The 22,427-nt window shown below is 69.6% G+C and carries 18 protein-coding genes; 9 read left to right on the top strand and 9 right to left on the bottom strand.

Annotated elements, in window-relative coordinates:
• Positions 1-2 precede the first annotated feature (2 nt).
• Both CI785_RS16705 and CI785_RS16710 read right to left on the bottom strand, forming a co-directional pair.
• Positions 3-3,041 carry an endo-1,4-beta-xylanase gene (locus tag CI785_RS16705; RefSeq protein ID WP_105033178.1) on the bottom strand — a complete coding sequence of 1,013 codons (3,039 nt, stop codon included), beginning with the start codon at positions 3,039-3,041 and terminating at the stop codon, positions 3-5.
• 31 nt (positions 3,042-3,072) lie between these two features.
• Positions 3,073-4,221 carry an endo-1,4-beta-xylanase gene (locus CI785_RS16710; RefSeq protein WP_105033179.1) on the bottom strand — a complete coding sequence of 383 codons (1,149 nt, stop codon included), beginning with the start codon at positions 4,219-4,221 and terminating at the stop codon, positions 3,073-3,075.
• A gap of 173 nt (positions 4,222-4,394) precedes the next feature.
• Between CI785_RS16710 and CI785_RS16715 the strand changes: the two genes are divergently transcribed.
• From CI785_RS16715 to CI785_RS16730, 4 genes are all read left to right on the top strand, one after another.
• Complete coding sequence (locus tag CI785_RS16715) at positions 4,395-5,420, top strand: LacI family DNA-binding transcriptional regulator (RefSeq protein ID WP_105033180.1); 1,026 nt, start codon at positions 4,395-4,397, stop codon at positions 5,418-5,420.
• Positions 5,421-5,541: 121 nt separating this feature from the next.
• Positions 5,542-6,732: a xylose isomerase gene (gene xylA, locus CI785_RS16720; RefSeq protein ID WP_105033181.1), complete on the top strand. Its 1,191-nt coding sequence runs from the start codon at positions 5,542-5,544 to the stop codon at positions 6,730-6,732.
• A 3-nt stretch (positions 6,733-6,735) separates the two neighbouring features.
• Complete coding sequence (locus CI785_RS16725) at positions 6,736-8,253, top strand: FGGY family carbohydrate kinase (RefSeq protein WP_105033182.1); 1,518 nt, start codon at positions 6,736-6,738, stop codon at positions 8,251-8,253.
• Between the two features lie 154 nt (positions 8,254-8,407).
• On the top strand, positions 8,408-9,070 hold the full coding sequence (locus tag CI785_RS16730) for a hypothetical protein (RefSeq protein ID WP_157940307.1): 663 nt from the start codon (positions 8,408-8,410) through the stop codon (positions 9,068-9,070).
• 52 nt (positions 9,071-9,122) lie between these two features.
• Here CI785_RS16730 and CI785_RS16735 read toward each other — a convergent pair whose 3' ends face one another.
• Positions 9,123-9,614, bottom strand: a complete 492-nt coding sequence (locus CI785_RS16735) for a MarR family winged helix-turn-helix transcriptional regulator (protein WP_105033184.1) — start codon at positions 9,612-9,614, stop codon at positions 9,123-9,125.
• 101 nt (positions 9,615-9,715) lie between these two features.
• On the opposite strand from CI785_RS16735, the gene CI785_RS16740 reads away from it, so the two are divergent.
• Complete coding sequence (locus CI785_RS16740; RefSeq protein ID WP_105033185.1) at positions 9,716-10,618, top strand: alcohol dehydrogenase catalytic domain-containing protein; 903 nt, start codon at positions 9,716-9,718, stop codon at positions 10,616-10,618.
• A 165-nt stretch (positions 10,619-10,783) separates the two neighbouring features.
• Here the strand turns inward: CI785_RS16740 and CI785_RS16745 are convergent, their stop codons facing one another.
• Complete coding sequence (locus CI785_RS16745) at positions 10,784-11,401, bottom strand: hypothetical protein (RefSeq protein ID WP_105033186.1); 618 nt, start codon at positions 11,399-11,401, stop codon at positions 10,784-10,786.
• A 309-nt stretch (positions 11,402-11,710) separates the two neighbouring features.
• Here CI785_RS16745 and CI785_RS16750 point away from each other — a divergent pair, with 309 nt between their 5' ends.
• Entirely contained in the window at positions 11,711-12,529 is an 819-nt protein-coding gene (locus CI785_RS16750) for a DUF2382 domain-containing protein (RefSeq protein ID WP_105033187.1), read from the top strand.
• Positions 12,530-12,690: 161 nt separating this feature from the next.
• Here the strand turns inward: CI785_RS16750 and CI785_RS16755 are convergent, their stop codons facing one another.
• The 4 genes from CI785_RS16755 to CI785_RS16770 are packed head-to-tail and all read right to left on the bottom strand — an operon-like array spanning position 12,691 to position 18,100.
• On the bottom strand, positions 12,691-15,021 hold the full coding sequence (locus tag CI785_RS16755) for a beta-xylosidase/alpha-l-arabinosidase (protein ID WP_105033188.1): 2,331 nt from the start codon (positions 15,019-15,021) through the stop codon (positions 12,691-12,693).
• Between the two features lie 2 nt (positions 15,022-15,023).
• Positions 15,024-15,842 (bottom strand): carbohydrate ABC transporter permease, encoded by an 819-nt coding sequence (locus CI785_RS16760; RefSeq protein ID WP_105033189.1) that lies wholly within the window; start codon positions 15,840-15,842, stop codon positions 15,024-15,026.
• Complete coding sequence (locus CI785_RS16765) at positions 15,842-16,789, bottom strand: carbohydrate ABC transporter permease (protein WP_105033190.1); 948 nt, start codon at positions 16,787-16,789, stop codon at positions 15,842-15,844. The genes CI785_RS16760 and CI785_RS16765 overlap by 1 nt, the downstream gene beginning before the upstream one ends.
• 9 nt (positions 16,790-16,798) lie before the next feature.
• Positions 16,799-18,100, bottom strand: a complete 1,302-nt coding sequence (locus CI785_RS16770) for an extracellular solute-binding protein (RefSeq protein WP_105033191.1) — start codon at positions 18,098-18,100, stop codon at positions 16,799-16,801.
• 165 nt (positions 18,101-18,265) lie between these two features.
• On the opposite strand from CI785_RS16770, the gene CI785_RS16775 reads away from it, so the two are divergent.
• Positions 18,266-19,321: a LacI family DNA-binding transcriptional regulator gene (locus tag CI785_RS16775; RefSeq protein ID WP_170068252.1), complete on the top strand. Its 1,056-nt coding sequence runs from the start codon at positions 18,266-18,268 to the stop codon at positions 19,319-19,321.
• A gap of 84 nt (positions 19,322-19,405) precedes the next feature.
• Positions 19,406-20,566 (top strand): ROK family transcriptional regulator, encoded by a 1,161-nt coding sequence (locus CI785_RS16780; protein ID WP_240615263.1) that lies wholly within the window; start codon positions 19,406-19,408, stop codon positions 20,564-20,566.
• Between the two features lie 90 nt (positions 20,567-20,656).
• Here CI785_RS16780 and CI785_RS16785 read toward each other — a convergent pair whose 3' ends face one another.
• Entirely contained in the window at positions 20,657-20,896 is a 240-nt protein-coding gene (locus tag CI785_RS16785; protein WP_105033194.1) for a DUF3073 domain-containing protein, read from the bottom strand.
• A 297-nt stretch (positions 20,897-21,193) separates the two neighbouring features.
• On the opposite strand from CI785_RS16785, the gene CI785_RS16790 reads away from it, so the two are divergent.
• Entirely contained in the window at positions 21,194-22,426 is a 1,233-nt protein-coding gene (locus CI785_RS16790; protein ID WP_105033195.1) for a septum formation family protein, read from the top strand.
• Position 22,427 lies beyond the last annotated feature (1 nt).

Raw genomic sequence — 22,427 nt, forward strand, 5'->3', positions numbered from 1 at the left:
GGTCAGGGCTTCCCGGGCTGCTTGCGCGTCACGACGACGTCGAACGAGCTGGTGCGGGTGTTGCCCGCCTCGTCCGTCGCTGTGCAGGTGACCGTCGTGACACCGATGACGAAGCGCGAGCCCGGTGCAGGGTCGCAGGTCAGCGGCACCACGCCGTCGAGGGTGTCGATGGCCGACGGCAGCGTGTACTTCACCTTCGCGCCGCTCGCACCGTTGGAGACGGTCCGGACGTCGGACTGGTCGGCGATCCGCGGTGCCAGCACATCGGCCGGCCGGGCGGGCAGCCGGGCCGGGTCGACGATGCCCCAGTAGGCCGGGGTGACCTGCAGGTCGTCGTCGAAGGGCAGCGGCTGCTCCCAGGGCCGGGCCATCGGCCACGTCCGCAGCCAGGTGCGGGCATTGCTGATGCCCCAGAACGTCACCGAGTCGACGGACTCGTTGTGCTCACGCAGCATCGCGAACAGGTCCCGGTAGTAGTAGCCCACCTCGGCCGCCGCGTCCTCGTCGTCCTCGAAGGCAGGGCTGTACGGATCCTGCGGGGCACCGCTGACGTCGGCGCCCTGGTTCTCCGTGGAGGCGTTCACGTCGAGTTCGGTGATGGCCTGCAGGAGGTCGGGGTTCAGGCGCTCCACCGCCACGATGGAGTCCTCGAGCCACTCCACCGGCCGGGCGACGTCGACGTGGGCCTGGTGCCCCACGCCGTCGATCGGCACGTTCCGCGCCTCGAGCGCGCTGATCAGCGAGAGGTAGTCGGTCCGCTTCTCCGGCATCTCCGTGTTGTAGTCGTTGATGAACAGGGCCGCGTCCGGGAAGTAGCGGTCCGCCAGGCGGAAGGCCTCGTCCACGAATCCCTCGCCGAGCACCTGGAACCACCGGCTGTCCCGCATGTCGTGCGGATTGGCGGTGTCGCCGTCGGCGATGACCTCGTTGACCACGTCCCACGCCCAGATGGGGCTGTCCCCGTCGGGGTAGCGTGCGTCGATGTGGTCGGCGATGCCCTTGATGTGGGCCTCCATGCGCGCCTTCAGCAGTGCCTGGTCGGCGGGGCTGTTCGTCAGGTCGCGGGTGCCGTCCTTGAAGAACCACGCCGGTGTCTGCGAGTGCCACGCGAGGACGTGCCCGTACACCTCGATGCCGTTGGCGTCGGCGAAGTCGAGCAGCTGGTCCAGCTGGGCGAAGGAGAACTGGCCTTCGACCGGCTGGACGCTCTCGGGCTTGCCCGCGTTCTCGGGGGTGAAGGCGTTGTAGTGCTTGCGGACGAGGTCCGCTGCCGTGCCCACCGTCTCCCGGGCATCGATGGCAACGCCGACGTGCTCGATCCCGTCCGCCCCGAGGACGTCCTTGAGCCCGGGGACATCGGTCTGGATCGGCTTCTCGCCGAACGGGGCGAGGCTGAAGTCGTCGAGGAGGAAGTCGACGCCCACGGGGCCCTCGACGTAGACCTGGACCCTGTCGGCCGCCGCCCCGAGGGTGTAGGTGCCCTTCAGCTGCGTCCAGCCGTCGGCGGTGACGGATGCCGCGGCACCGGCCACGCCCTCGTACGCACTCGCGCCGCCGTTGTCGCGCTGCACGGACACCTTGAGGGAGGCGGCTGACTGGCCCGGAGCGAGCTTCGCCCAGACCGACACCTCCATCGCCGACCCCACGGGGAGTCCGGCGGTGACGTCGAGGGCCGCGCCGTGCCAGGGCTGGGTGCGGCCCGTGACGAGCAGGCTGCCGGTCCCGGTCCGGGCGTCGCTGCCGGCGCCTACCTGCACGCCGTCACCCCGGGGCGTCCAGCCGTCGGTGCCGGTCTCGAAGCCGCTGGTGATCCCGGTCGTCTGCCCGATGCCTGCACCACCGCTCGGGAGCGTGAAGGTCCAGCCCTCGGCCAGCTTCTCGGTCACCACCGTCGTCACGGCCCTGACCGTGGCGGTTCGGTCGCCGCCGCCGTCGTGCGCGAGCACCACCGCGCCGGGCGTGAACGCCGTGCGGAGGTTCTCCGTCAGGGTGGCCTCGCCGAGGTCGTTGCCGTCCCAGTCGAAGATGACGTTGCCGAGGCCCAGCGGCTGCATGCCGAGGGCCGCCGCCACCTCACCCGTGATGCCCCAGCTGCCGTTCGGCGCCCGGAAGTACGGCACCTGCAGCATGGGATCGCCCGCGGCGGCACGGATGATGCGGAGGTTCTCCTTCAGGTCCGCCTCGACCTGCGCCTGCGTCCACGAGCCCATGTCCGCGTAGGACGTGCCGTGGTTGCACAGCGTGTGCCCTTCGGCGACGATGCGCCGGAGCAGGTCCGCACCGCCGTCCGCCTGCACGTTCTGCCCGATGACGCAGAAGGTCGCCGTGATGCCCCTGGACTTCAGGAGGTCGAGGACCGCGGCGGTCTCGCCGGGGTTGGGGCCGTCGTCGAAGGTGAGGGCGACGACGTTCCCGGTGCCGCGGGCCGTGGCGAGGGGCGTGGTGGTGGGGTCGGTGGCCCCGCCGGGGATGAAGGCCGGGTCCGGGGTGGGCTGCCAGGCCCCGCCGTCGCCCGGCCCGGCGGTACCGGTGATCACGACGTCGTCCACGAGGTAGTCGTAGGGGGCACCGAGGTCTCCTGTCCCGAGGTAGGCGCGCAGCGTGGCCGGGTCGGCACCGGCAGGGGCATTGAACGTGCCGCTCACCGTGGTCCACGCGTCGGCCGAGACCGTGGTGTTGCCCACCCAGCTGTAGGCGGGCTCGACGACGAAGCGTGCCGACGTCGTCGTGCCGGCGGCGGCGGACAGCTTCACCTGCGCGGAGAACGAATAGGTGCCACCCGCCTGCAGGAGGTTGGCCGGCGTCTTCACGCCGTCGTAGTCATTGGTCCTGCCCTTCACCAGCAGGGCCTTGTCGCCGTCGGCGTCGATCACCGACAGGGTGGCCCCTCCGTTCTGGACCAGCGGCCCGAAGGCGCCGTCCTCGAAGTCCTCGGTGAGGAGCACTGCTGGCTCCTCGGCGTTCGCCGGTAGCGCCAGGGCGCCGGCCCCGGCCACCAGGCCGAAAGCCGTGGCGCCCGCGATCAGACAACGTCGTCTCATGGTTCTTCCTGTTCTGTCGTCGATCGTCGGGTCAGCGGTTTCCGCGCCCGGGGGACGCCTGCTCCAGGGTGTCCTGGAGCGCGTAGTAGGCGGGCTTGCGGGTGAAGTCGTTCCACATGACGGTCGCCTCGCCCTCGCCGCTGAAGAACACGGGCACCCAGGAGTACTTGTCGGTGAAGCCCCAGATGGTGAAGGAGTTGCACTCCTCGACAGCGACGCAGGCCTCGAGGGCCCGCTGGTAGTAGCTCGCCTGCGTCGCGAGCTGGGCTTCGGTGGGCGACGTTCCCGCGGCCACGTCCATGCGTACGTCGATCTCGGTGATCGCCGTCTCGAGACCGAGGTCGTCGAAGCGCTGCAGGTTGGCCTGCAGGTCACCCGGGAACCCGTAACGGGTGCTGAGGTGGCCCTGGATGGCGAAGCCGTCCACCGGCACTCCCTGGGCCTGCAGCCGTGGGATCAGTTCGAGGTAGGCGTTGCTCTTCGCGTTGATGCTCTCCACGCCGTAGTCGTTGAAGAACAGCTTGGCCTTCGGGTCCGCCTCGTGTGCCCAGCGGAACGCATCGGCGATGATGTCGGGGCCGAGTTCGCGGATCCAGATGTTGTCGGTGGTGCGCAGCGTGCCGTTGTCGTTGAAGATCTCGTTGGCGACGTCCCACTGCTGGATCCTGCCGGCGTAGCGGCCCACCACGGTCTGGATGTGGTCCTTGAGGATGGCGCGCAGCTCGCCCTTGGTGAAGTCGCCCTCCTCGAGCCAGGCCGGGTTCTGGCTGTGCCAGAACAGGGTGTGTCCGCGGACCACCTGCTTGTTCTGCCGTGCGAACTCCACGATCGCGTCCATCTCCGCGAAGCGGTAGGTGCCCTGCTCCGGGTGGACGAATTCCCATTTGAGCTGGTTCTCGGGTGAGACGGAGCTGAACTCGGCAGCGAGACGCTTCCGGTATTCCTGGTCGAAGGTGAAGGGGTCGGGGTAGGGCTGTGTCTCGTGATGGCCGCCGCCCGCGACGGCCGTGCCGATCTCGAGGTCCCTCGGGGCCACCCAGCGCAGGGTGTCCTTCCTGTCGATCCCCTTCTCGATCCCCGGGGCGCGGGACGGTTGGGACGCTGCGTGGGCGGGAACAGCCACGGGAAGGATCATCGCGGTTGCGAGGACTGCGGCGGCGAGGGATGAACGAACCTGCATGAGCTCTCCTTTGAGGTACCTGAGGTGCGGAGACCGAAACTCCGATCAGGGATTTCCGGAAGTTTCCGGAAATGCCGTTGCTGTAGGTTAGGAACATCGCGCCCGGAAGGTCAAGGGGCGAATTCCGCTCCGGGGATGCAGTACTGCAGCGTCGGTGCCCCGAGGAGGACGACGTGCAGGACAGCGCCCAGCCGGCAGTGACGATCTCCGCCATCGCCTCCGCGGCCGGCGTGTCCGTCCCCACCGTGTCCCGCGTCCTCAACGGCAGGTCCGATGTCGCACCCGCGACGCGCGAGCGGGTGGAGGCGCTGCTGCGCGAGTACGGCTACCGGCGCCGCGGCACCGCGGCGCCCGCCCCGTCGGGACTCGTGGACCTCGTGTTCAACGATCTCGACAGCCCCTGGGCGGTCGAGATCATCCGGGGGGTCGAGGAGGCCCTCAACGCGGAGGGTCTGTCCGTGGTGGTGTCCGCCATCCACCGGCGCGGTGGCACCGATTCCACGCGCAAGTGGCTGGACACGCTGGCGGACAGGGCGAGCGACGGCGCCATCCTGGTCACCACCGACCTCGACTCCTTCCTGCACGCCGAGCTTCAGCGCCTTCATCTCCCGGTGATCGTGATCGACCCCGCCGGCGTCCCGGATCTCGAGGTGCCCACCATCGGGGCGACGAACTGGACGGGCGCCGTGACCGCCACCGAGCACCTGATCCAGCAGAACCACCGGCGCATCGGCTTCGTGGCCGGACGGCCGGGCCTCTGGTGCAGTCGCGCACGCCTCGACGGCTACCGAGCGGGCCTCGACGCGGCCGGCCTCCCCTTCGACCCCGCGCTCGTGATCACCGGCGACTTCGACTACGCCTCCGGCTTCGCCGCGGGCGTGCAGCTCCTGGAACGGGAGGATCGCCCGAGTGCGATCTTCGCGGCGAGCGACCAGATGGCCCTCGGCGTCTACGAGGCGGCGCGCCAGCAGGGCATGCGCATCCCCGACGACCTCAGCGTGATCGGCTTCGACGACCTGCCCGAGGCGTCCTGGGCCTCCCCACCCCTGACGACGGTGCGTCAGCCGCTGTCCGAGATGGGGATGCTCGCGGCGCGCACGCTCGTGCGGCTGATGCGCGGTGAGGCGGTGGAGAGTCCGCGCATCGAGCTCTCCACGAAACTCGTCCCCCGCTCGAGCGTCCGGGCCCTGGGTCTCTGAGCGGATCTCCCCGCACTCCTTCCATCGGGGGCGCAAGAACTATTTTGCGGCTTGACTCTGCCCGCAAACCTAATATGTTTGTAACGGCAACATATTGATCACACACCCTCTGGAGCACTCAATGACGATCGAGCCCACCCGTGACGACAAATTCTCCTTCGGACTCTGGACGGTGGGCTGGGAGGCCCAGGACCAGTTCGGCTCCGCGACCCGCGCGCCCCTCGACGTGGTCGAGGCCGTCAATCGCCTGAGCGACCTCGGCGCCTACGGCCTCACCTTCCACGACGACGACCTCTTCCCCTTCGGCTGCTCCGCGGCGGAACGGCAGGCGCAGATCGACCGGCTGAAGGGCGCCCTCGAATCGACCGGCCTGATCGTCCCGATGGTCACCACGAACCTGTTCAGCCACCCCGTCTTCAAGGACGGCGGCTTCACCAGCAACGACCGCGGCGTCCGCCGCTTCGCCCTGCGCAAGGTGCTGGACAACATCGATCTCGCCGCCGAACTCGGCGCGCAGACCTTCGTCATGTGGGGCGGGCGCGAAGGCAGCGAGTACGACGCCGCCAAGGACATCCGCGGCGCCCTCGAGCGGTACCGCGAAGCCGTGAACCTGCTCGGCGACTACGTCACCGACAAGGGCTACGACATCCGCTTCGCCATCGAGCCGAAGCCCAACGAGCCCCGCGGCGACATCCTCCTGCCCACGCTGGGACACGCGATGGCCTTCATCGAGACGCTCGAGCGCCCCGAACTGGTCGGCATCAATCCGGAGACCGGACACGAGCAGATGGCGGGACTGAACTTCACGCACGGTATCGCGCAGGCCCTCTACCAGGGCAAGCTGTTCCACATCGACCTCAACGGCCAGCGGAGCATCAAGTTCGACCAGGACCTCGTGTTCGGTCACGGTGACCTGCAGAACGCCTTCTCGCTCGTCGACCTCCTGGAGAACGGCGGCCCGGCCGGAGGCCCGGCCTATGACGGCCCCCGCCACTTCGACTACAAGCCGAGCCGCACGGAGGACATGGACGGCGTATGGGACTCGGCGTCCGCCAACATGCAGACCTACCTCCTGCTCAAGGAGCGCGCAGCCGCCTTCCGTGCGGACCCCGAGGTGCAGAACGCACTCGAGGCCTCGCGCGTCTCCGAGATCAACGAGCCCACGCTCAACGAGGGCGAGGGCTACGAGGCCCTTCGCGCGGACCGCTCCTCCTACGAGGACTTCGACGCCGACGCCTACTACAACGGCAAGGGCTTCGGGTTCGTGAAGTTGCAGCAGCTCTTCATCGAGCACCTGCTCGGGGCCCGCTGACCCATGGCCCTGGTCACGGGCGTCGACTCCTCGACGCAGAGCTGCAAGGTCGTCGTCGTCGACACCCGGACCGGCGCCGCGGCGCGTACGGGCCGGGCCTCCCACCCCAACGGTACCGAGGTGGACCCGGAGGCGTGGTGGCAGGCCCTGCTCGGCGCCCTGGAAGCCGGCGACGGCCTCGGGGACGACGTCGACGCCCTCTCGATCGCGGGCCAGCAGCACGGCATGGTGCTGCTGGGCCGCGACGGCCGCGTCCTGCGGGATGCACTGCTGTGGAACGACACCCGGTCCGCAGCCGCCGCACAGGACCTGATCGCCGAGCTCGGCGTCGACGATCTCGTGACCCGGACCGGGTCCGCCCCCGTGGCGTCCTTCACGGGGACGAAGGTGCGATGGGTGCGCGACGCCGAGCCCGACGTCGTCCCGGCCATCGCCGCCGTCGCACTCCCCCACGACTGGCTGACCTGGCGGCTGCGCGGCTTCGGGCCCGAGGGCGAGTCGCCCCTCGGCCCGGTGCTCGAGGAACTGGTCACCGACCGCTCGGATGCGAGCGGCACCGGGTACTGGAGCCCGGCGGGTAACGGGTACGACCTCGACCTCTTCGAGCGGATGCTCGGCCGTCCAGCCCGGGAGGCGCGTGGCCAGGGGGTGAGCGGAGGAGATCCGGAGGCGGTGGTCCTCCCGCGCGTGCTGCCGGCGGACGCCACCGCCGGCGTCGTGCACGCCTCCTTCCTCGCGTCGGATCACCGTATCCTCCTCGGCGCCGGCGCCGGCGACAACGCCGGGGCGGCACTGGGCCTCGGCACGGAGGAGGGCGACGTCGTCGTGTCGCTGGGCACCAGCGGCACGGTCTTCGCCGTCGCCGCCGACCCCGTGGCCGACGCGTCGGGCACCGTGGCGGGCTTCGCCGACGCGAGCGGACTGTTCCTCCCCCTCGTGGCGACGCTGAACGCCGCGCGTGTCCTGTCCTCTGTGGCGGGCATGCTGGGGGTGGACCACGACGGCTTCGCGGAGCTGGCCCGGGCTGCCGCACCCGGCGCGGGCGGCGTCGTCCTCGTCCCGTACTTCGAGGGTGAGCGCACACCGAACCTGCCGACGGCCAAGGCGAGCTTCCACAACCTCAGCATCGCCTCGGGCACGCGCGAGAACCTGGCGCGGGCGGCGATCGAGGGGATGCTCTGCGGGCTCGCCGACGCCCTGGATGCGGTGCGCGCGGCCGGAGTCCTGCCGCGGCACCTGCTGCTGATCGGCGGTGCCGCGCAGAACGCGGCGGTGCAGGACGTCGCCGCGCAGGTGTTCGACCTGCCGGTGCGCATCCCAGCGCCCGGCGAGTACGTGGCCCGGGGTGCAGCCGTCCAGGCCGCCTGGGCACTGACGGGCTCCAGGCCGCTCTGGTCCGTGGAGACCGTGGAGGACCGCGCCGTCGACCACCGACCGGTCATCCGCGAGCAGTACCGGACGGCCGTGGGATCGCTCCGGTTCCAGGCCTCGACCTCGGGGGGAATGATGCCCGGGATGTGATGACTCGGGGGTGAACGCATCTCGACGGTCTGAGTGCACTTCACAAATTCGGTGGGACCGGCGAGGGTCTCGCACTCCGCTGGGCGGTGATCTGGTTGACTTGGGGCATTGCTGTCCGCAGGGGATCGCATGAAGGGGGACATAGATCGTGGACATGACATCTGCTCTGAAGGGGTGCGCGCTGGCAGCAGCTGTACTCGTAGGTGCTGCAACGGCTGCAGTAGCGGCGCCGGTTGCACCCAATCCGGACTTCGTCCCCTTCGATCAGGCGACCATCGTGGACCCCGCCAGTGTCACTCCGGGGAAGGGAGGGCTGCTCACGGCGGACGGGACCAACCTGTGTGCCATCAACCCCTATGGCATCGCTTACCCCGATGGCACGTATCCCTGTTTCGCCGGCTTCACCAATTTCGGGATTCCCGGCTCCCGCTATCCGATCGATCCGCCCGTCCTGGTGCCTTTCGATCAGGCCACCGTCGTCGATCCGAAGACCGTGACGATCGTCCCGGGCGGCGTCATCACCGCCGATGGGGCCGATCTCTGCACGGACGACCCTGGCAGCATCGTGTTCCCTGACGGCCGCTACCCCTGCTACATCGGCTTCGTCCAGACCTACGGCGTGAATCCGACACCGGAGGACGGCATCTACGAGACCCCACAGGTAGCCCAGCTACCGGTCGGTGGCGCCGATACCGGTGTTTCGGATGTCGGCCGCAGCGACACGACCACCGGAGCCATGCTGGGCGCCGGCCTGCTCGGCATGGGAATGCTCGCCGCGGGCACCATGCTCGGGCTGCGGACCCGACGTCACCCCTAAAACCGAATCTCCGCGACCCACCTCGGCGACCGCCAGGGGGTTCCGGGGCTTCCTAGTGGGTTGATCGAGGCGGCAGCAGGCTGACGCACTCACCTCGGAGCGGTGTGAGAATCGCTTCGGCGAGGTCCTCCAGCTGCTCGAGCTGCCTGTCATCGAGAAGCCCGAACACCCGGGCGCGGACTTCCGCTACATAGCCGGGCTCCACCTCGGCCAGAAGAAGCGCCCCCGCCTGCGTCAGCCTGGCCAGGGTCTTCCGCGCGTCCGAGGGATCCGCGCTGCGGGTCAGGAGGCCTCGTTTCTCCAACCGGCCGACGATCCGCGACAGGTGTGACGGCGTCACGCTCGCGGTGGCAGCAAGGCGACTCATGTGGATCTCACGAGCCTCGCTGAGCGACAGACAGCGCAGCACCCCGTACTCGGCGTGGCTGAGGTCCGCGGATCGCTCCAGGTAGGCATCCAGCTCCGCGGGCAGCCACATCATCACGCCCACCAGCAGTGACCAGGTCCGGTCCTGCTGCGGTGGGAGGCGATCTGCTGCAGACATGATCCCATCGTACTGGTACTTGCCGCGGAAACGACTTCGGGCTAGCGTTACTTTCCGCAGCAAGTACTGACTGCATCGTGCCTCCAGAAAGCAGAATCTCCATGCGCGCTGTCCGTTTCCACTCGTACGGTACCCCCGACGTTCTCGTCGTCGAGGACGCCCCCGAACCTCATGCGGGTGGGGGTTCGGTCCGGATCAGGGTGCATGCCACGAGCGTGAACCCGATCGACGTCCTCCTGCGCGCCGGCCATCTCGTGCAGTTCCTGCCGCTGCCCCTGCCCGCCATCCCGGGCCGGGACGCTGTCGGCATCGTGGACGAGGTCGGCCCGGATGTGACGGACACACAGGTGGGTGACGTCGTGTTCGGCCTGGGCGGGATCAGCGATACCACGGCAGAGTTCGCAGTGCTGACCGCCTGGAGCAGCGTCCCTCCGGGCTGGTCGACGGCCGAGGCTGCCGCAGCAGGGCTCGCGTCCGCCACCGCGGCGGGTGCTCTTGAAGCACTGGGTGACCTCGACGGCCGGACGCTCCTCATCGAAGGCGCTTCAGGCGCCGTGGGCAGCGCCGCCGCAGCATTCGCCCTCGCCGCCGGAGCCACCGTCATCGGCACAGGACGCGAGAGCAATCACCCGTACCTCGAGGCACTCGGTGTTCTCCCCACGGTGTACGGTCCGGGGCTGGCCGAGCGCGTCGGCATCCTCGCGCCGCGCGGTGTGGATGCAGCCCTGCATTCCGCCCCCTCCAGCTCGCTGCCGGACCTGCTGGGCATCGTCGGCGACCCCTCGCGGGTCGTCACCGTCATCGACGACCAGGGAGCTGCGCGCCTCGGTCTCAGGAAGATCGACGCCCGCAACGATTCGACCCTCCTGCGGTACGCAGCCGCGCTGGGGCAGGAAGGGCTCTACACGCCCCGCGTCGACCATGAGCTGTCCCTGGTGGACATCGTCACAGCACATACCCTCGCCGAAGAGGGCAGTGGCAAGGTGGTCATCACACAGCCCTGATCTCCGGTCCACAGACCGAACCCCCGACGGGCCTCATCCGTCGGCGAGGCCCCTGGGACGTCATTCGGACTGCTTCGGACGCCGCCGAGCCGACCACGCAGAGCCCGACGACGAAAGAGGCGCCACCCCGATGGGGTGGCGCCTCTTCTCGGTGGAGCGTGACGGTCAGATGCCGGCCTGGTGGTTGATGCCGACCTGGTCGACCTTGCGGTGGAAGCTCATGCCGGCCTTGCCGCCGAGGATCGCGCCGATCAGGGGGACGAGGACGGCGATCGCCAGGGCGATCAAACCGCTGGCGGTCAGCAGGCTGCCGTCGACGGGGATGCTCGGGGCGCCGCCGATGCTGGACAGGACGTTGAACCGGTCACCGGCGAGAGCGGCGAGGATCGCGACGACGATCGCGATGATAATGCCCCACAGCCACACGGCCACGCCCTGCTTCACACCGTCGAAGCGGGCCATGCGGCCGGCGACGTAGCCGCCGCAGTAGTAGGCCACGAAGAGGATGATCGCCAGGACGATCCCGCTGACGATACCGATGGTCTGTGCGTTCTCCTGCGCCTGGTTCGCGGCGTCGGAGGCGCCGCTGGTGTTCGCAGCTCCCACGCCGGCACCGATCGCCGTCGCCAGGGCGCTGAGGATCACGGTCAGGCCGATGGCCGTGAGCCAGCCGAAGAACGCGGACCCGAACTTGATGCCGCCGAAGCGTTCCTTCTGCGCAGCGACGACGTCATTGCGTCTGCTCCTCGGGGTGCTCGCTCCCGCTGTGTTGTCTGATGCCATGATGGTGCTCCTCGGTTGGGATGATCGCGGTGGCCACACTGGTGCTGCCGACGGAGAATCATCAGTCTGCTTACTACCGTGACCGACCGCCCCCCTCCTCGCAAGTCCTTTGTTTTGCCCGCAGTGCAACAACCCGACGCCCCTCCGCTCCGATGCGTGTCTGGAGCGGTCCACACCCTTCCTGAAGGCTGAACATCGACCGCAAAGAGATAGTAAGGGGGCTTGTTATCCTTTTGTGGCTTGCCTAGAGTGAGGCGGGAGTGCAGTCCCCCACTGCATGATCACGGTTGCACATGCTAGGAGCACTACATGATCACCTCGAAGGACCTCGACCGCCTGACCACCGGCAAAGGCACGGTCTACACGAACGACGGCGACAAGCTCGGTTCGATCGGCGAGATGTACGTCGACGACAGCACCGGGCAGCCGAGCTGGGTCACCGTCAACACCGGACTCTTCGGCACGAAGGAGACCTTCGTGCCGCTGCAGGACGCCTCGTCCGACGGCAACGACCTGCGCGTCCCCTATGCCAAGAGCCTCGTGAAGGATGCCCCGTCCGTCGAGCGCGACGGCCACCTGAGCCCGGAGGAGGAGGAGCGCCTCTATCGGCACTACAGCCTGGGTTCCGGTACGACGACCACGACGACCACCTCCGACCAGGGGCGTGAGGCTCCCGGCTTCCAGCCCGGTGACGAGAAGGTGGACCGCTCGGAGAGCCGTGGAGTCGTGGGCCACGACACCTCCGGACCCACGACCGACGACGCGATGACGCGCTCCAAGGAAGAGCTCCGCGTCGGCACCCAGACGCACGAGACGGGCAGGGCGCGCCTGCGCAAGCACGTGGTGACGGAGAACGTCAGCCAGACGGTCCCCGTGAGCCACGAGGAGGTCCGGGTGGAGCGCGAGCCGATCACGGACGCGAACCGCGGCGATGCCTACGACGGGCCGGCCATCAGCGAGGAGGAGCACGAGGTCATCCTGACCGAGGAGCGCCCTGTCGTCGAGAAGGAGGCCGTCCCCGTGGAGCGCGTGCGCCTGGACAAGGAGACGGTCACCGAGCAGCAGACCGTCACCGAGCAGGTACGCGAGGAGCGCATCGAGACCGAGGGCGACGGCACCAGCCGCTGACCCGGTAATCGTCTGACACCGCTTGACCGAAGGGCGCGCCGGACACGGCGCGCCCTTCGCCGTGCATCCGGCGCCCGACACACCCAGGACGCGCCATGGCCCGCTCCCGAAGGAGTGGGCCATGGCCCTGCGGGCCTCCGGCAGATGTGGTCAGAGAGTCCTCAGAGTGCGACCACTTGCACGTCGCAGTGCAGCCGGCGCGTGTGGTCGACCCGCCGGACGCTTCCGGTCAGGGTCAGCGGCAGCGCCGCCCGGATGTCACCGCTCGACGCTCCGAGTCGCAGCTCGAGCGCACCGGGCTCGACGATCCGCGCCCCGTCCCGACCGGTGAAGGACGTGACGTCGGCAGGGACGGTGAAGGCCACGCGCGTCGAGGACCCCGCCGCGAGCTGCACCCGGGCGTAGCCGATCAGCCGCTGCACGGGTCGCACGACGGACGCCACGGGATCGTGCACGTACAGCTGCACAACCTCGACGCCGTCGCGCTCCCCCGCGTTCGTCACGATGACCTCGATGCCGGCTTCGCCGTCGGTGGTGGCGGCATCCGCCGTCGACGACGCACCGGTCCACGTGAAGTGGGTGTAGCCGAGGCCGTGGCCGAAGGGGAACGCGGCCGTCGGGTCGATGTTCGACACCCCGCTGGACTGCGCCAGGGGCGCCGCGAGGTAGGTGGACGGCTGTGCGCCCGGCGACCCCGGGATGCTGACCGGGAGGCGGCCCGCGGGGTTGAGCCGTCCGCTGAGCACTCCGGCGACGGCACCCGCACCCTCCTCGCCGGGGAAGAAACCCTGGACGATCGCCGCCGCGTCGGTCGCCGCGGACCCGAGCGCATACGGGCGCCCGGTGAGCAGCACGACGACGACGGGCTTGCCCGTGGCGAGCAGATGCTCGAGGAGCTGCTGCTGGACGCCCGGCAGGTCCAGCGACTCGGCGTCGCAGCCCTCACCGCTGGTCCCTCTGCCGAAGAGTCCGGCACGGTCACCGAGGACGGCGACGACGACGTCGGAGCCGCGCGCGACGGCGAGGGCCTCGTCGAAGCCCGTGGTCGCGGTGCCGTCGATGGTGCAGCCGGCCGCCGTCGTGATCTCGCTGCCCGGGAACTCGTCGCGGAGAGCCTCGGCGACGGTGGGGATGCTCAGTCCCAGGTCGACGTCGGGGTGCTGTTCGCCGACGTGGGCCGGGAAGGAGTAGCAGCCCAAAAAGGCGCGGTGGGTATCGGCATTGGGCCCGATCAGGGCGATGCGCGGGGCCTGCGCCAGCGGGAGCACTCCGGCGTTGCGGACCAGGACGATCGACTGCTCCGCCAGCTGCCGGGCGATGTCCCGGTTGCCCGCGGAATCGAGGTCGACGGGTGCCTCACCCGCGAGCGCCGACGGTACGGGCGACCAGTCCGCGTCGAGCAGTCCGAGGTCCAGCTTCTGCCGCAGGACACGGCGGAGGGCGCGGTCGACGAGCGCCTCGTCGAGGGTACCGCCCTCGATCTCGGCGACGAGGTGGTCCCCGAAGGTGTGCACGGTGGGCAGTTCGACGTCGACGCCGGCGGTCAGCGCGGCGGCGGCAGCCTCGCCGAGGGTCCCCGCGACGCGGTGGAGCTCCTTGAGGAAGGCGATGCCGAAGTAGTCCGCGACGACCGTGCCGTCGAAGCCCCACGTGTCGCGCAGCAGCGAGGTCAGGAGCGAGGCGTCGGCCGCGGTCGGCACGCCGTCGATGTCGGTGTAGGCGTGCATGACGGAGCGGACGCCGGACTCACGGACAGCCATCTCGAACGGCGGCAGGAGCACGTCGGCGCGCTCCCGCTCCCCGATCGACACGGGGGCGAGGTTGCGCCCTGCCTTCGAGGCCGAGTACCCCACGAAGTGCTTCAGCGTCGCGACCACCCCCGCCCGCTCGAGGCCCTGCACGTACGCCGTCGCGACGGTCCCGATCAGGTACGGGTCCTCGCCGATGGTCTCCTCGACCCGGCCCCAGCGGGCGTCGCGGACGACGTCGAGCACGGGGGCGAGACCCTGATGGACGCCGACCGAGCGGAGATCCGCGCCGATGGCGCCCGCCATCGTCCGCACGAGGTCGGGGTTGAACGTGGCACCCCATGCGAGGGGCACCGGGTATGCGGTCGCCTTCCAGGCTGCGAAGCCGGCGAGGCACTCCTCGTGGACGAGGGCCGGGATCCCGAAGCGGTTGGCCGACGCGATGCGCTCCTGCGTACGCTGCAGCGACAGGGCGCCCAGCCGCGGATCGACCGGTGCCGTGCCGAAGGGTCGCGTGAGCTGCCCGAGGCCGTGGGGCAGGAGTTCGTCGAGGTCGACGGCCTCGTTCATCTCGTGCTGGTGCGGGGCGACCTCGCCGCCCTCGGTGTTGGCACCCACCCACACGCCGACCAGCTGGGCGACCTTCTCGCGGAGGGTCATCGCCCCGATCAGCGCGTTGACGCGTGCCTCGGGTGCGGCCCCGCCGTCCCGCCAGGGGGCGTCGTTCAGTGTTGTCTCAGTCATGATCACTTTCCGCCAGCGCCCATGAGGCCCTGGACAAGCGCGCGTCGCGCGAAGAGGTAGACGAGCAGGACGGGCACCATCGAGAGCGTCACCGCGGCGAGCAGCCCCGGGATGTTGATGCCGTACTGCGTCTGGAAGTTGAACAGGCCGAGGGTCACCACGCGGGTGCTCTCGGACTGGGTGAGGATCAGGGGGAACAGGAACCCGTTCCACGCCTGCAGGGCGGAGAAGACGGCGATCGTGGAGATCCCGCCCTTGGACAGGGGCAGCACCAGCCGGAAGAACGCCCGGGCCGGACTCGCGCCGTCCATGGCCATCGCCTCGTACAGCTCGCCGGTGATGTCGCGCATGGTCCCGCTCAGGATCAGGGTGCAGATCGGCAGCGCGAACGCGGCGGTGGGCAGGATGATGCCGAGCAGGTTGTCGTACAGACCCACGGCGTTGATCAGGTAGAACACCGGCACGATCACGGCCTGCGCGGGGATGGCGAGGCCCAGGAGGAAGAAGCGGAACACGAAGGACGCCGCCCGGCTCCGGCTGCGCACGATCGCGTAGCTGAGCGGCGGCACGAGCAGGAGGACGATGGCGACCACGCCGACGGTCACCACGACCGTATTGAGGAAGTACCGGCCGAAGCCGCTCGTGATCGCGTCCGCGTAGTTCTGCAGCGTGAAGCTCGTCGGGAAGGACAGCGGACCGTTGTCCCCGAACTCCTCACGTGTCTGGAAGGTGCCCGAGAGCATCACGTACAGCGGGATGGCGACGATCAGCAGCCAGATGAACGAGCCGATACCGGCGAAATAGTTGGGGCGTGTCTTCATCAGAGGCCTTCCAGCGAGCTGTTCATCTTGTCGTAGCCGGACACCTTGACCACCACGAGGGAGATGAGGGTCGCGACGACGACGAGCACGAGGGCGATCGCGCTGCCGACGCCGAAGTCGAAGCTCTGGAACGCCTCCTGGTACATGTAGAAGGCGGTGATGGTGGTGTCGGTACCGGGGCCGCCGTTGGTCAGGATGAGCACGGTCTCGAAGGTCGTCAGGCCACCGACCACCATCAGGATGATCGAGGTGATGGCGGTGTTGCGGAGCTGCGGCAGGGTGATCGAGAAGAACTGGCGCATCATGCCCGCGCCGTCGATCGACGCCGCCTGGTACAGCACGGGCGGGATGCCCTTGGCGGCACCCTGGTAGATGAGGGTGTGGAAGGGCGTGAACTGCCACATGCCGACGAAGATGAGGACGCCGATCGCCCCGGCCTGCGTGCCGAGCAGGTTGCCGTCACCGAAGAGCCAGGGCAGCTGCCCCGGGAGGCCGAAGTTCGGATCGAGCAGGGCCCGCCACAGCACGGAGATGGCGGCCGAGGACAGCAGCAGCGGTATGAAGTAGATGGCGCTGAGCACGGCGCGGTTGCGCTGGTGGCCGGCAGCCCAGACGCCGAGCAGGATGCTCAGCGGTGTCTGCGTGACCACGCCGAGCACGATGAAGAGCAGGCTGAGCCAGAGGCTCTTGAGCATCACGGGGTCGGCGATGAGCGTCTCCCAGTTCTCGAGCCCCACGAACTCCGGGTCACCGAGGCCGCTCCACGAGGTGAAGGACAGGACGGCGACAGCGGCCAGCGGCACGAGCGCGAAGAGCGCGAAGAAGATGGTGGCGGGCAGGGCCCAGGCGAAGCCGGGGCGCCCCACGGAGGAGGTGCCCGGGCGGGCCGGGCGGCTCGTGGTGGAGCCGCCCGGCCCTGCCTGCCTGCGGGTTGCAAGCGTTGTCATGACGTGGTCCTACAGGCTCTGCATGGCCTTGATGAAGCCGTCTTCATCGATCTGGCCGCTGAAGAACTGGGACACGGCCGTGTGGATGGTGACGGTCGCCTCCGGGGGGTACGCCTGATCCCAGGAGAGCTGGAAGTGGGGCGCGTTCTTCACGAGGTCGAACTGGTACTTCGCGTACTCGGGGTTGGAGGCCTCATCGAGGAACTCCTCCGTGTTGGTGGTGGTGGGCAGGTTGCCGATGGCGATCTGCTCCTGCACGAACTCGTCGGAGTACATGAGCTTCAGGAACTCGGCGGCCTCTTCGGGGTACCGGGTGTCCTTGTGGACCGAGTAGAAGTTGTTCGTGTTGCCCGCGAGGTTGTGGGGGTCGCCCTTGCCACCCTCGATCTCCGGGAACTCGCTGTAGCTGAGCACGTTCTCCGCGAACTCGGGGTTGGCATCGAGGTGGGTCGCGTAGGCCCAGGAACCCATGAGTTCGAAGCCCGCCCGGCCGCTGGAGAGCAGGGTGGGCGAACCGCCGTCGGTGAACTTGACGGAGTCGAAGTTGGTGCCGAAGGCGCCGGCGTCGATGAGTTCGCGCAGCTTGCCGAGCGCCTCGCGGCTCTCCTCGGAATCCCACACCTCGGTGTCGCCGTCGAGCGCGGCCTGGAAGAGACTCTCCCCTGCCACGCGGTCGAACACGTACTGGAACCACATCTGGGTGGGCCACTGGTCGGCGCCGCCGAGCGCGATCGGGGTCACACCGGCCGCCTTCAGCTTCTCGACATCCTCCAGCAGTTCGTCCCAGGTGGCGGGAGGCGCGTCGATGCCGGCCTGCTTCAGCACCTCGGAGTTGTTGAAGAGCATCACGGGCTGGGTGCCGCGCATGGGGACGCCGTAGCTCTTGCCGTCGATCTGCGCCGTCTCGAAGACCGAGGGCAGGAAGGCGTCCTTGAGCTGCGGGTCCTCCTCGATGAAGTCGTCGAGGGGCAGCAGCAGGTCGGCCTTCACGAAGTTCGCGATGCTTCCACCGCCCCAGTTGAAGAAGACGTCGGGGGCGGAATCGGTGTCGATGATGGTCTGCAGCTTGGTCTGGTAGTCGGCACCGGGGATCGTGTCGAGCACGACCTTCACGTCCGACGTCTCGTTGAACTTGGCGACCATCGCCTCCTCGACCTTGTTGCTCGCGTCACCGTAGACGGCCACGTGCAGTTCGTTCTCGGGTCGGCTCGATGCGTCGCCGCCTCCTCCGCCGCATCCGGCGAGGGTCAGGCCGAGCATCATGACCGCGGTGCCCGCGAGACTGCGGGACATCCAGGTTCGGTTGTTCATCGTTGAACGCCTCTCGAAAGTTTCGATCGTAAGATCGAAAGTGTTGTAATGCGTCGAGTGTATGTAGCGCTCCTCCGGAAGTGCAAGGCCAGCTGTGCAACGGGTCACATTCTGCGACGAACGGTGTCCCGTGCCCCGCCGATGCGCGGGGGTAAGCTATGGCTCATGTCGATTCCGGCGGACGAACCGCGCGTCACCCTCGCCCAGCTCGCCACCAAGGCAGGGGTCTCCCTCTCCACCATCTCCAAGGTTCTCAACGGTCGCACCGACGTGTCGCCGAAAACCCGGGCGAAAGTTGAGGAGCTCCTCGAGGAGCACGGCTACCGGCGGCGGAAGGTCTCCACCGCCAAGGCAGGACTCGTGGAACTCGTGTTCCACGAACTGGAGAGTGCCTGGGCGCTCGAGCTCATCCGTGGGGTGGAGAACGTGGCCCGCAACCACGGCCTGAGCGTCGTCCTCACGGAGACCGGCTCGCGGCACGCACCCGGTCCGGCGTGGATCGAGGGCGTCATGTCGCGGCGGCCCGCCGGCGTGGTCCTCGTGTTCTCGGAACTGCCCCAGGACTTCCGCGCCAAGCTGGACGCCCGTTCCATTCCGTTCGTGATCATCGACCCGGCCGGCGACCCGTCCCCCGACGTACCCTCGGTGGGCTCCGCCAACTGGTCGGGCGGGATGATGGCCACGCGGCACCTGATCGACCTCGGCCACACGCGCATCGCGGCGATCAGCGGACCGGAGGACATGATGTGCTCCCTCGCGCGGATCGACGGCTACCGCTCGGCCATGAACATGGCGTCCCTGCCCATCGACCCGTCGTTCATCAGGTTCGGCGACTTCCACGTGGACGGCGGACGCGACCACGCCTTCTCCCTGCTGCGCGGCCTCCATCCCCCTACCGCGATCTTCGCCGGCAGCGACCTGCAGGCGCTGGGCGTGCTCGACGCCGCCCGCCAGATCGGACTCCGGGTCCCCGAGGAACTCTCCATCGTGGGCTACGACGACCTGCCCGTGGCGCAGTGGTCGAGCCCCGCGCTGACCACCGTCCACCAGCCGCTCATCCAGATGGCGGAGGAGGCCACGCGCATGGTCCTGCGACTGCGCGACGGGGATCGCCCCGACAACCTGCGGCTCGACCTGGCGACGAGCCTCGTGGTGCGCCAGAGCACCGCCGCACCGTCGGGCGTCACGCGGGTCGACAGCGCGATCGGGCAGCGGGCCTGAGTCGAGGCCGTCCGCGTCCCCGATACGATGGCAATCCGACCAGGCGCACAGAGGGCTCCTGCATCACGAAGGAGGACCCGGGCCGTGCGGTCATCAGCCGGCGTCGCGAACGGCACCGAAGGCCTTCGTGCGCAGAACCTGTCCCAGATCCTGACCATGGTGCACCGCCACGGGCCGCTCTCGCGCTCCGAGCTGACCCGGCGCAGCGGCTTCAACCGCTCCACCGTCGGCGCCCTCGTGCAGGTGCTCGTGGAGAGGGACCTCGTGCAGGAGACGGAACCGTCCGTCGGGGGCCGGGTGGGGCGTCCGAGTCCCATCGTGCAGGCGAACCCCGGCGTGGCCGTGCTCGCCGTCAACCCCGACATCGACGCGGTGACCGTCGGTGTCGTCGGGCTGGGCGGCCGTGTCCTGCATCGGGTCCGCCGCACGACCGGCGGCATCCCCTCGCTCGAGGACGCCGTCGCACTCACCCGTGACGCCGTGGCCGATCTCCAGCCCGTCCTGTCCGGTCTCGACCGGATGCTCGGCGTCGGCATCGCCCTGCCCGGTCTCGTCAACACCGGAACGGGCAGGGTGCTGGTGGCGCCCCACCTCGGCTGGCGCGACGCCGACCTCACCGGTGCGTTCAGCCGCGCGCTGGAGCTCCCTAGCGCCGCCGCCAACGACGCCTCGCTCGGGTCCCTCGCGGAGAGCATCTTCGGTGCAGCCCTCGGGGTGGACGACGCCCTGTACCTGAACGGCAGCGCGAGCGGCATCGGCGGCGGGATCGTGACCGGCGGGATGCAGCTCGTGGGCAGCCGCGGCTATGGCGGGGAGCTGGGCCACACGCTGGTCAGCCCCGGCGGGGCGCCGTGCCACTGCGGCCGCTCCGGCTGCCTCGACGCCGAGGTGCGCCTGGAACGGCTGCTCGACGCCGCGGGCGAGGACGGGGGCGGCGTCGAGGCCCTCGAGCGGGTACTGTCCGACGATCCGGGGGCCGCCGTCCGGGCCGAGGCGGAACGCCAGCTGGACCTGCTGACCGTCGCCCTGACCGATTTCACCAACGTCTTCGACCCGCGGCTGATCGTCCTGGGCGGCTTCCTCGGAGCTCTCGTCGGCTCCCGCGGCGATCAGCTCGGCGACGCCGTGAACGCGGCGTCGCTCGCGGGCGGCGTGGAGGTGCGCCGCGCGGCACTCGGTCCGGAGCTCCTGCTGGTCGGCGCGGCGGAGCTGGCGTTTAGACCCCTGCTCGCCTCACCCTCGTGAGCTCCCGCCCGTTTCCGGGCACACGGAACGGCGCATCGTCCCTGCTGGATGATGCGCCGTGCAGTGCACTGAAGGTCAGCGGATCGAAGGTCAGCCGGTGCGGCGGGACCCGGTCTCCTCGCCGTCGTCGTCGACCTCGTCGGCGTACTTGTCCTCGTACGCCGAGTAGTCCGGCTCAACCGGCTCGACGGGTTCGGTACGTCGGGTGGAAGCACGACTACCCGGGCCTGTGAGCTCTCGCTGCAGTGCCGAATAATCAGTGGCCGGGCTGAAGTACTTCATGTCCCGGGCCTGCTTGGTAGCTTTTGCCTTTTGACGGCCGCGCCCCATGGCGTGACCCCCTTTGTGCGTCGATCCGGAGGTGGTCACTGGGGCACGAGGCCCAAGGCTGCAGCGAGGCCCCGGAGTATTTGGTCAAAATGTCGTAAGTATAGGTTACATGCTTTCCCCGGCACCCGAGCCCGGTTCCGGTCGGCGGCCCGCGGGCAGCCGGGCGATGGCGGGTCCGGCCCGCGGAACGTATGCGCCGGCAGGTGGCCCTCCCCGCAGCGTTCTTGGATAGAGTTCAAGCCACGCCGGAGCGTACCGGTCGTGGAGCACCAGTGAGCGAGGAGACAGCGCCCCACCATGAGCAACGAGGAGCACGCACCGAGTGGTCCCGGGTACGACCCCGCGCCCGACGCGTCGGAGGACGTGACCGGCACGGACTTCCCCGGTGACCACGAGGGTCCGGACGTGGTGGACCCCGACGACGTCGTCCTCGACGACGCCGCCATCTCCGCAGGGACCCTCGAGCCGCACCTGTCGGTCTCGGCCGACACCCTCGATCTCGAGGAGCCGGCGCTCGCACCGGCGCAGATCAGCACCGACACCGCGGAGGCCGCGTCCCTCGCCGACGCCGCCGCCGAAGCACGTGCCGTCGCCGCGGAGGCCGAGGAGACCGGGACGCTGGTCGCCGGGCCGATGCCCGTCGGCGCTCCGGTCACCGAGGCCGCCCCCGAGGGGACTGCTCCCGCGGGCGGCGTGGCAGGCGATTCCTCCGACACAGGACCCGCACGCGGCGGGTCCCACCCCGCGGGCCCGGTCGGCGGCGCGCACGCGTCCCCTCCCCGGGGCGGCCCCGCCGGTGATCCGGAGCGGCACCCCGGCCTGTACCCGGGGACAGACCCGACCTTCATCGGCACCGACGGCGCGGGACACCGCGGAGGTGACGCAGGTACGGGCGACACCGGCAGCGGGCCGGGCCCCGGGGACACAGGATCCGCCGGTGGCGAAGGAAGCGCCGCGGGCACGGCGGTCGGCGCGACCGCGGCACGGCCGGCCTGGGTCCCCGAGGCACCCGAGGGGCATCCGGCCGCCGAGGACGGCCCCGCCCTCCGGGAGCGGACCCGCTCCCGGAGCAGCGCCGCGCCCCTCCTGCTGGTGATCGCCGGCGCCGTCGTACTCCTCGGCCTCCTCGCCTGGCTGCTCCTCTCGCTCTTCGGAGGCTCCGACGACGAGCAGCGCGTCGACCCGTCGTCTCTCGCGGCGGGCGAATGCCTCGCGGGGTTCACCGACATCACCGAGGACGCCGTCCTGGTGGACTGCGCCGAGCCCCACAACGCGCAGCTCGTGGCGAGCGAGAACTACCCCGACGACGCCGCGTTCCCCGGCCGCGACCAGTTGGGCCTCCGGGCCGAGGCAGCGTGCGCCGCCGCGTCGGCCGCCATCGACCCGGCCGCCGTCCCCGAGGACCTCCAGGTGACCCTGCTGCGCGCCACCCCCACCACGGAGACGTGGGCCGACGGCGACCGCCGGGTGGACTGCTTCGCCGTCGTGGAGGACGAGGACACCGTGAGCAGGAGCCTCCTCGACCGCTGAG

It is taken from the genome of Arthrobacter ruber (genome assembly GCF_002954225.1).
In the GTDB taxonomy this organism is placed as follows: Bacteria; Actinomycetota; Actinomycetes; order Actinomycetales; family Micrococcaceae; genus Arthrobacter_D; species Arthrobacter_D ruber.

What these genes read in the sequence shown, in the direction of transcription:
- CI785_RS16705 (WP_105033178.1), bottom strand. Translation starts at nt 3,041, where the DNA reads ATGAGACGACGTTGTCTGATCGCGGGCGCCACGGCTTTCGGCCTGGTG.
- CI785_RS16745 (WP_105033186.1), bottom strand. Translation starts at nt 11,401, where the DNA reads ATGGCATCAGACAACACAGCGGGAGCGAGCACCCCGAGGAGCAGACGC.
- CI785_RS16730 (WP_157940307.1), top strand. Translation starts at nt 8,408, where the DNA reads ATGACATCTGCTCTGAAGGGGTGCGCGCTGGCAGCAGCTGTACTCGTA.
- CI785_RS16790 (WP_105033195.1), top strand. Translation starts at nt 21,194, where the DNA reads ATGAGCAACGAGGAGCACGCACCGAGTGGTCCCGGGTACGACCCCGCG.
- CI785_RS16765 (WP_105033190.1), bottom strand. Translation starts at nt 16,789, where the DNA reads ATGACAACGCTTGCAACCCGCAGGCAGGCAGGGCCGGGCGGCTCCACC.
- CI785_RS16740 (WP_105033185.1), top strand. Translation starts at nt 9,716, where the DNA reads ATGCGCGCTGTCCGTTTCCACTCGTACGGTACCCCCGACGTTCTCGTC.
- CI785_RS16775 (WP_170068252.1), top strand. Translation starts at nt 18,266, where the DNA reads ATGTCGATTCCGGCGGACGAACCGCGCGTCACCCTCGCCCAGCTCGCC.
- CI785_RS16760 (WP_105033189.1), bottom strand. Translation starts at nt 15,842, where the DNA reads ATGAAGACACGCCCCAACTATTTCGCCGGTATCGGCTCGTTCATCTGG.
- CI785_RS16725 (WP_105033182.1), top strand. Translation starts at nt 6,736, where the DNA reads ATGGCCCTGGTCACGGGCGTCGACTCCTCGACGCAGAGCTGCAAGGTC.
- CI785_RS16735 (WP_105033184.1), bottom strand. Translation starts at nt 9,614, where the DNA reads ATGTCTGCAGCAGATCGCCTCCCACCGCAGCAGGACCGGACCTGGTCA.
- CI785_RS16755 (WP_105033188.1), bottom strand. Translation starts at nt 15,021, where the DNA reads ATGACTGAGACAACACTGAACGACGCCCCCTGGCGGGACGGCGGGGCC.
- CI785_RS16785 (WP_105033194.1), bottom strand. Translation starts at nt 20,896, where the DNA reads ATGGGGCGCGGCCGTCAAAAGGCAAAAGCTACCAAGCAGGCCCGGGAC.
- xylA (WP_105033181.1), top strand. Translation starts at nt 5,542, where the DNA reads ATGACGATCGAGCCCACCCGTGACGACAAATTCTCCTTCGGACTCTGG.
- CI785_RS16770 (WP_105033191.1), bottom strand. Translation starts at nt 18,100, where the DNA reads ATGAACAACCGAACCTGGATGTCCCGCAGTCTCGCGGGCACCGCGGTC.
- CI785_RS16710 (WP_105033179.1), bottom strand. Translation starts at nt 4,221, where the DNA reads ATGCAGGTTCGTTCATCCCTCGCCGCCGCAGTCCTCGCAACCGCGATG.
- CI785_RS16750 (WP_105033187.1), top strand. Translation starts at nt 11,711, where the DNA reads ATGATCACCTCGAAGGACCTCGACCGCCTGACCACCGGCAAAGGCACG.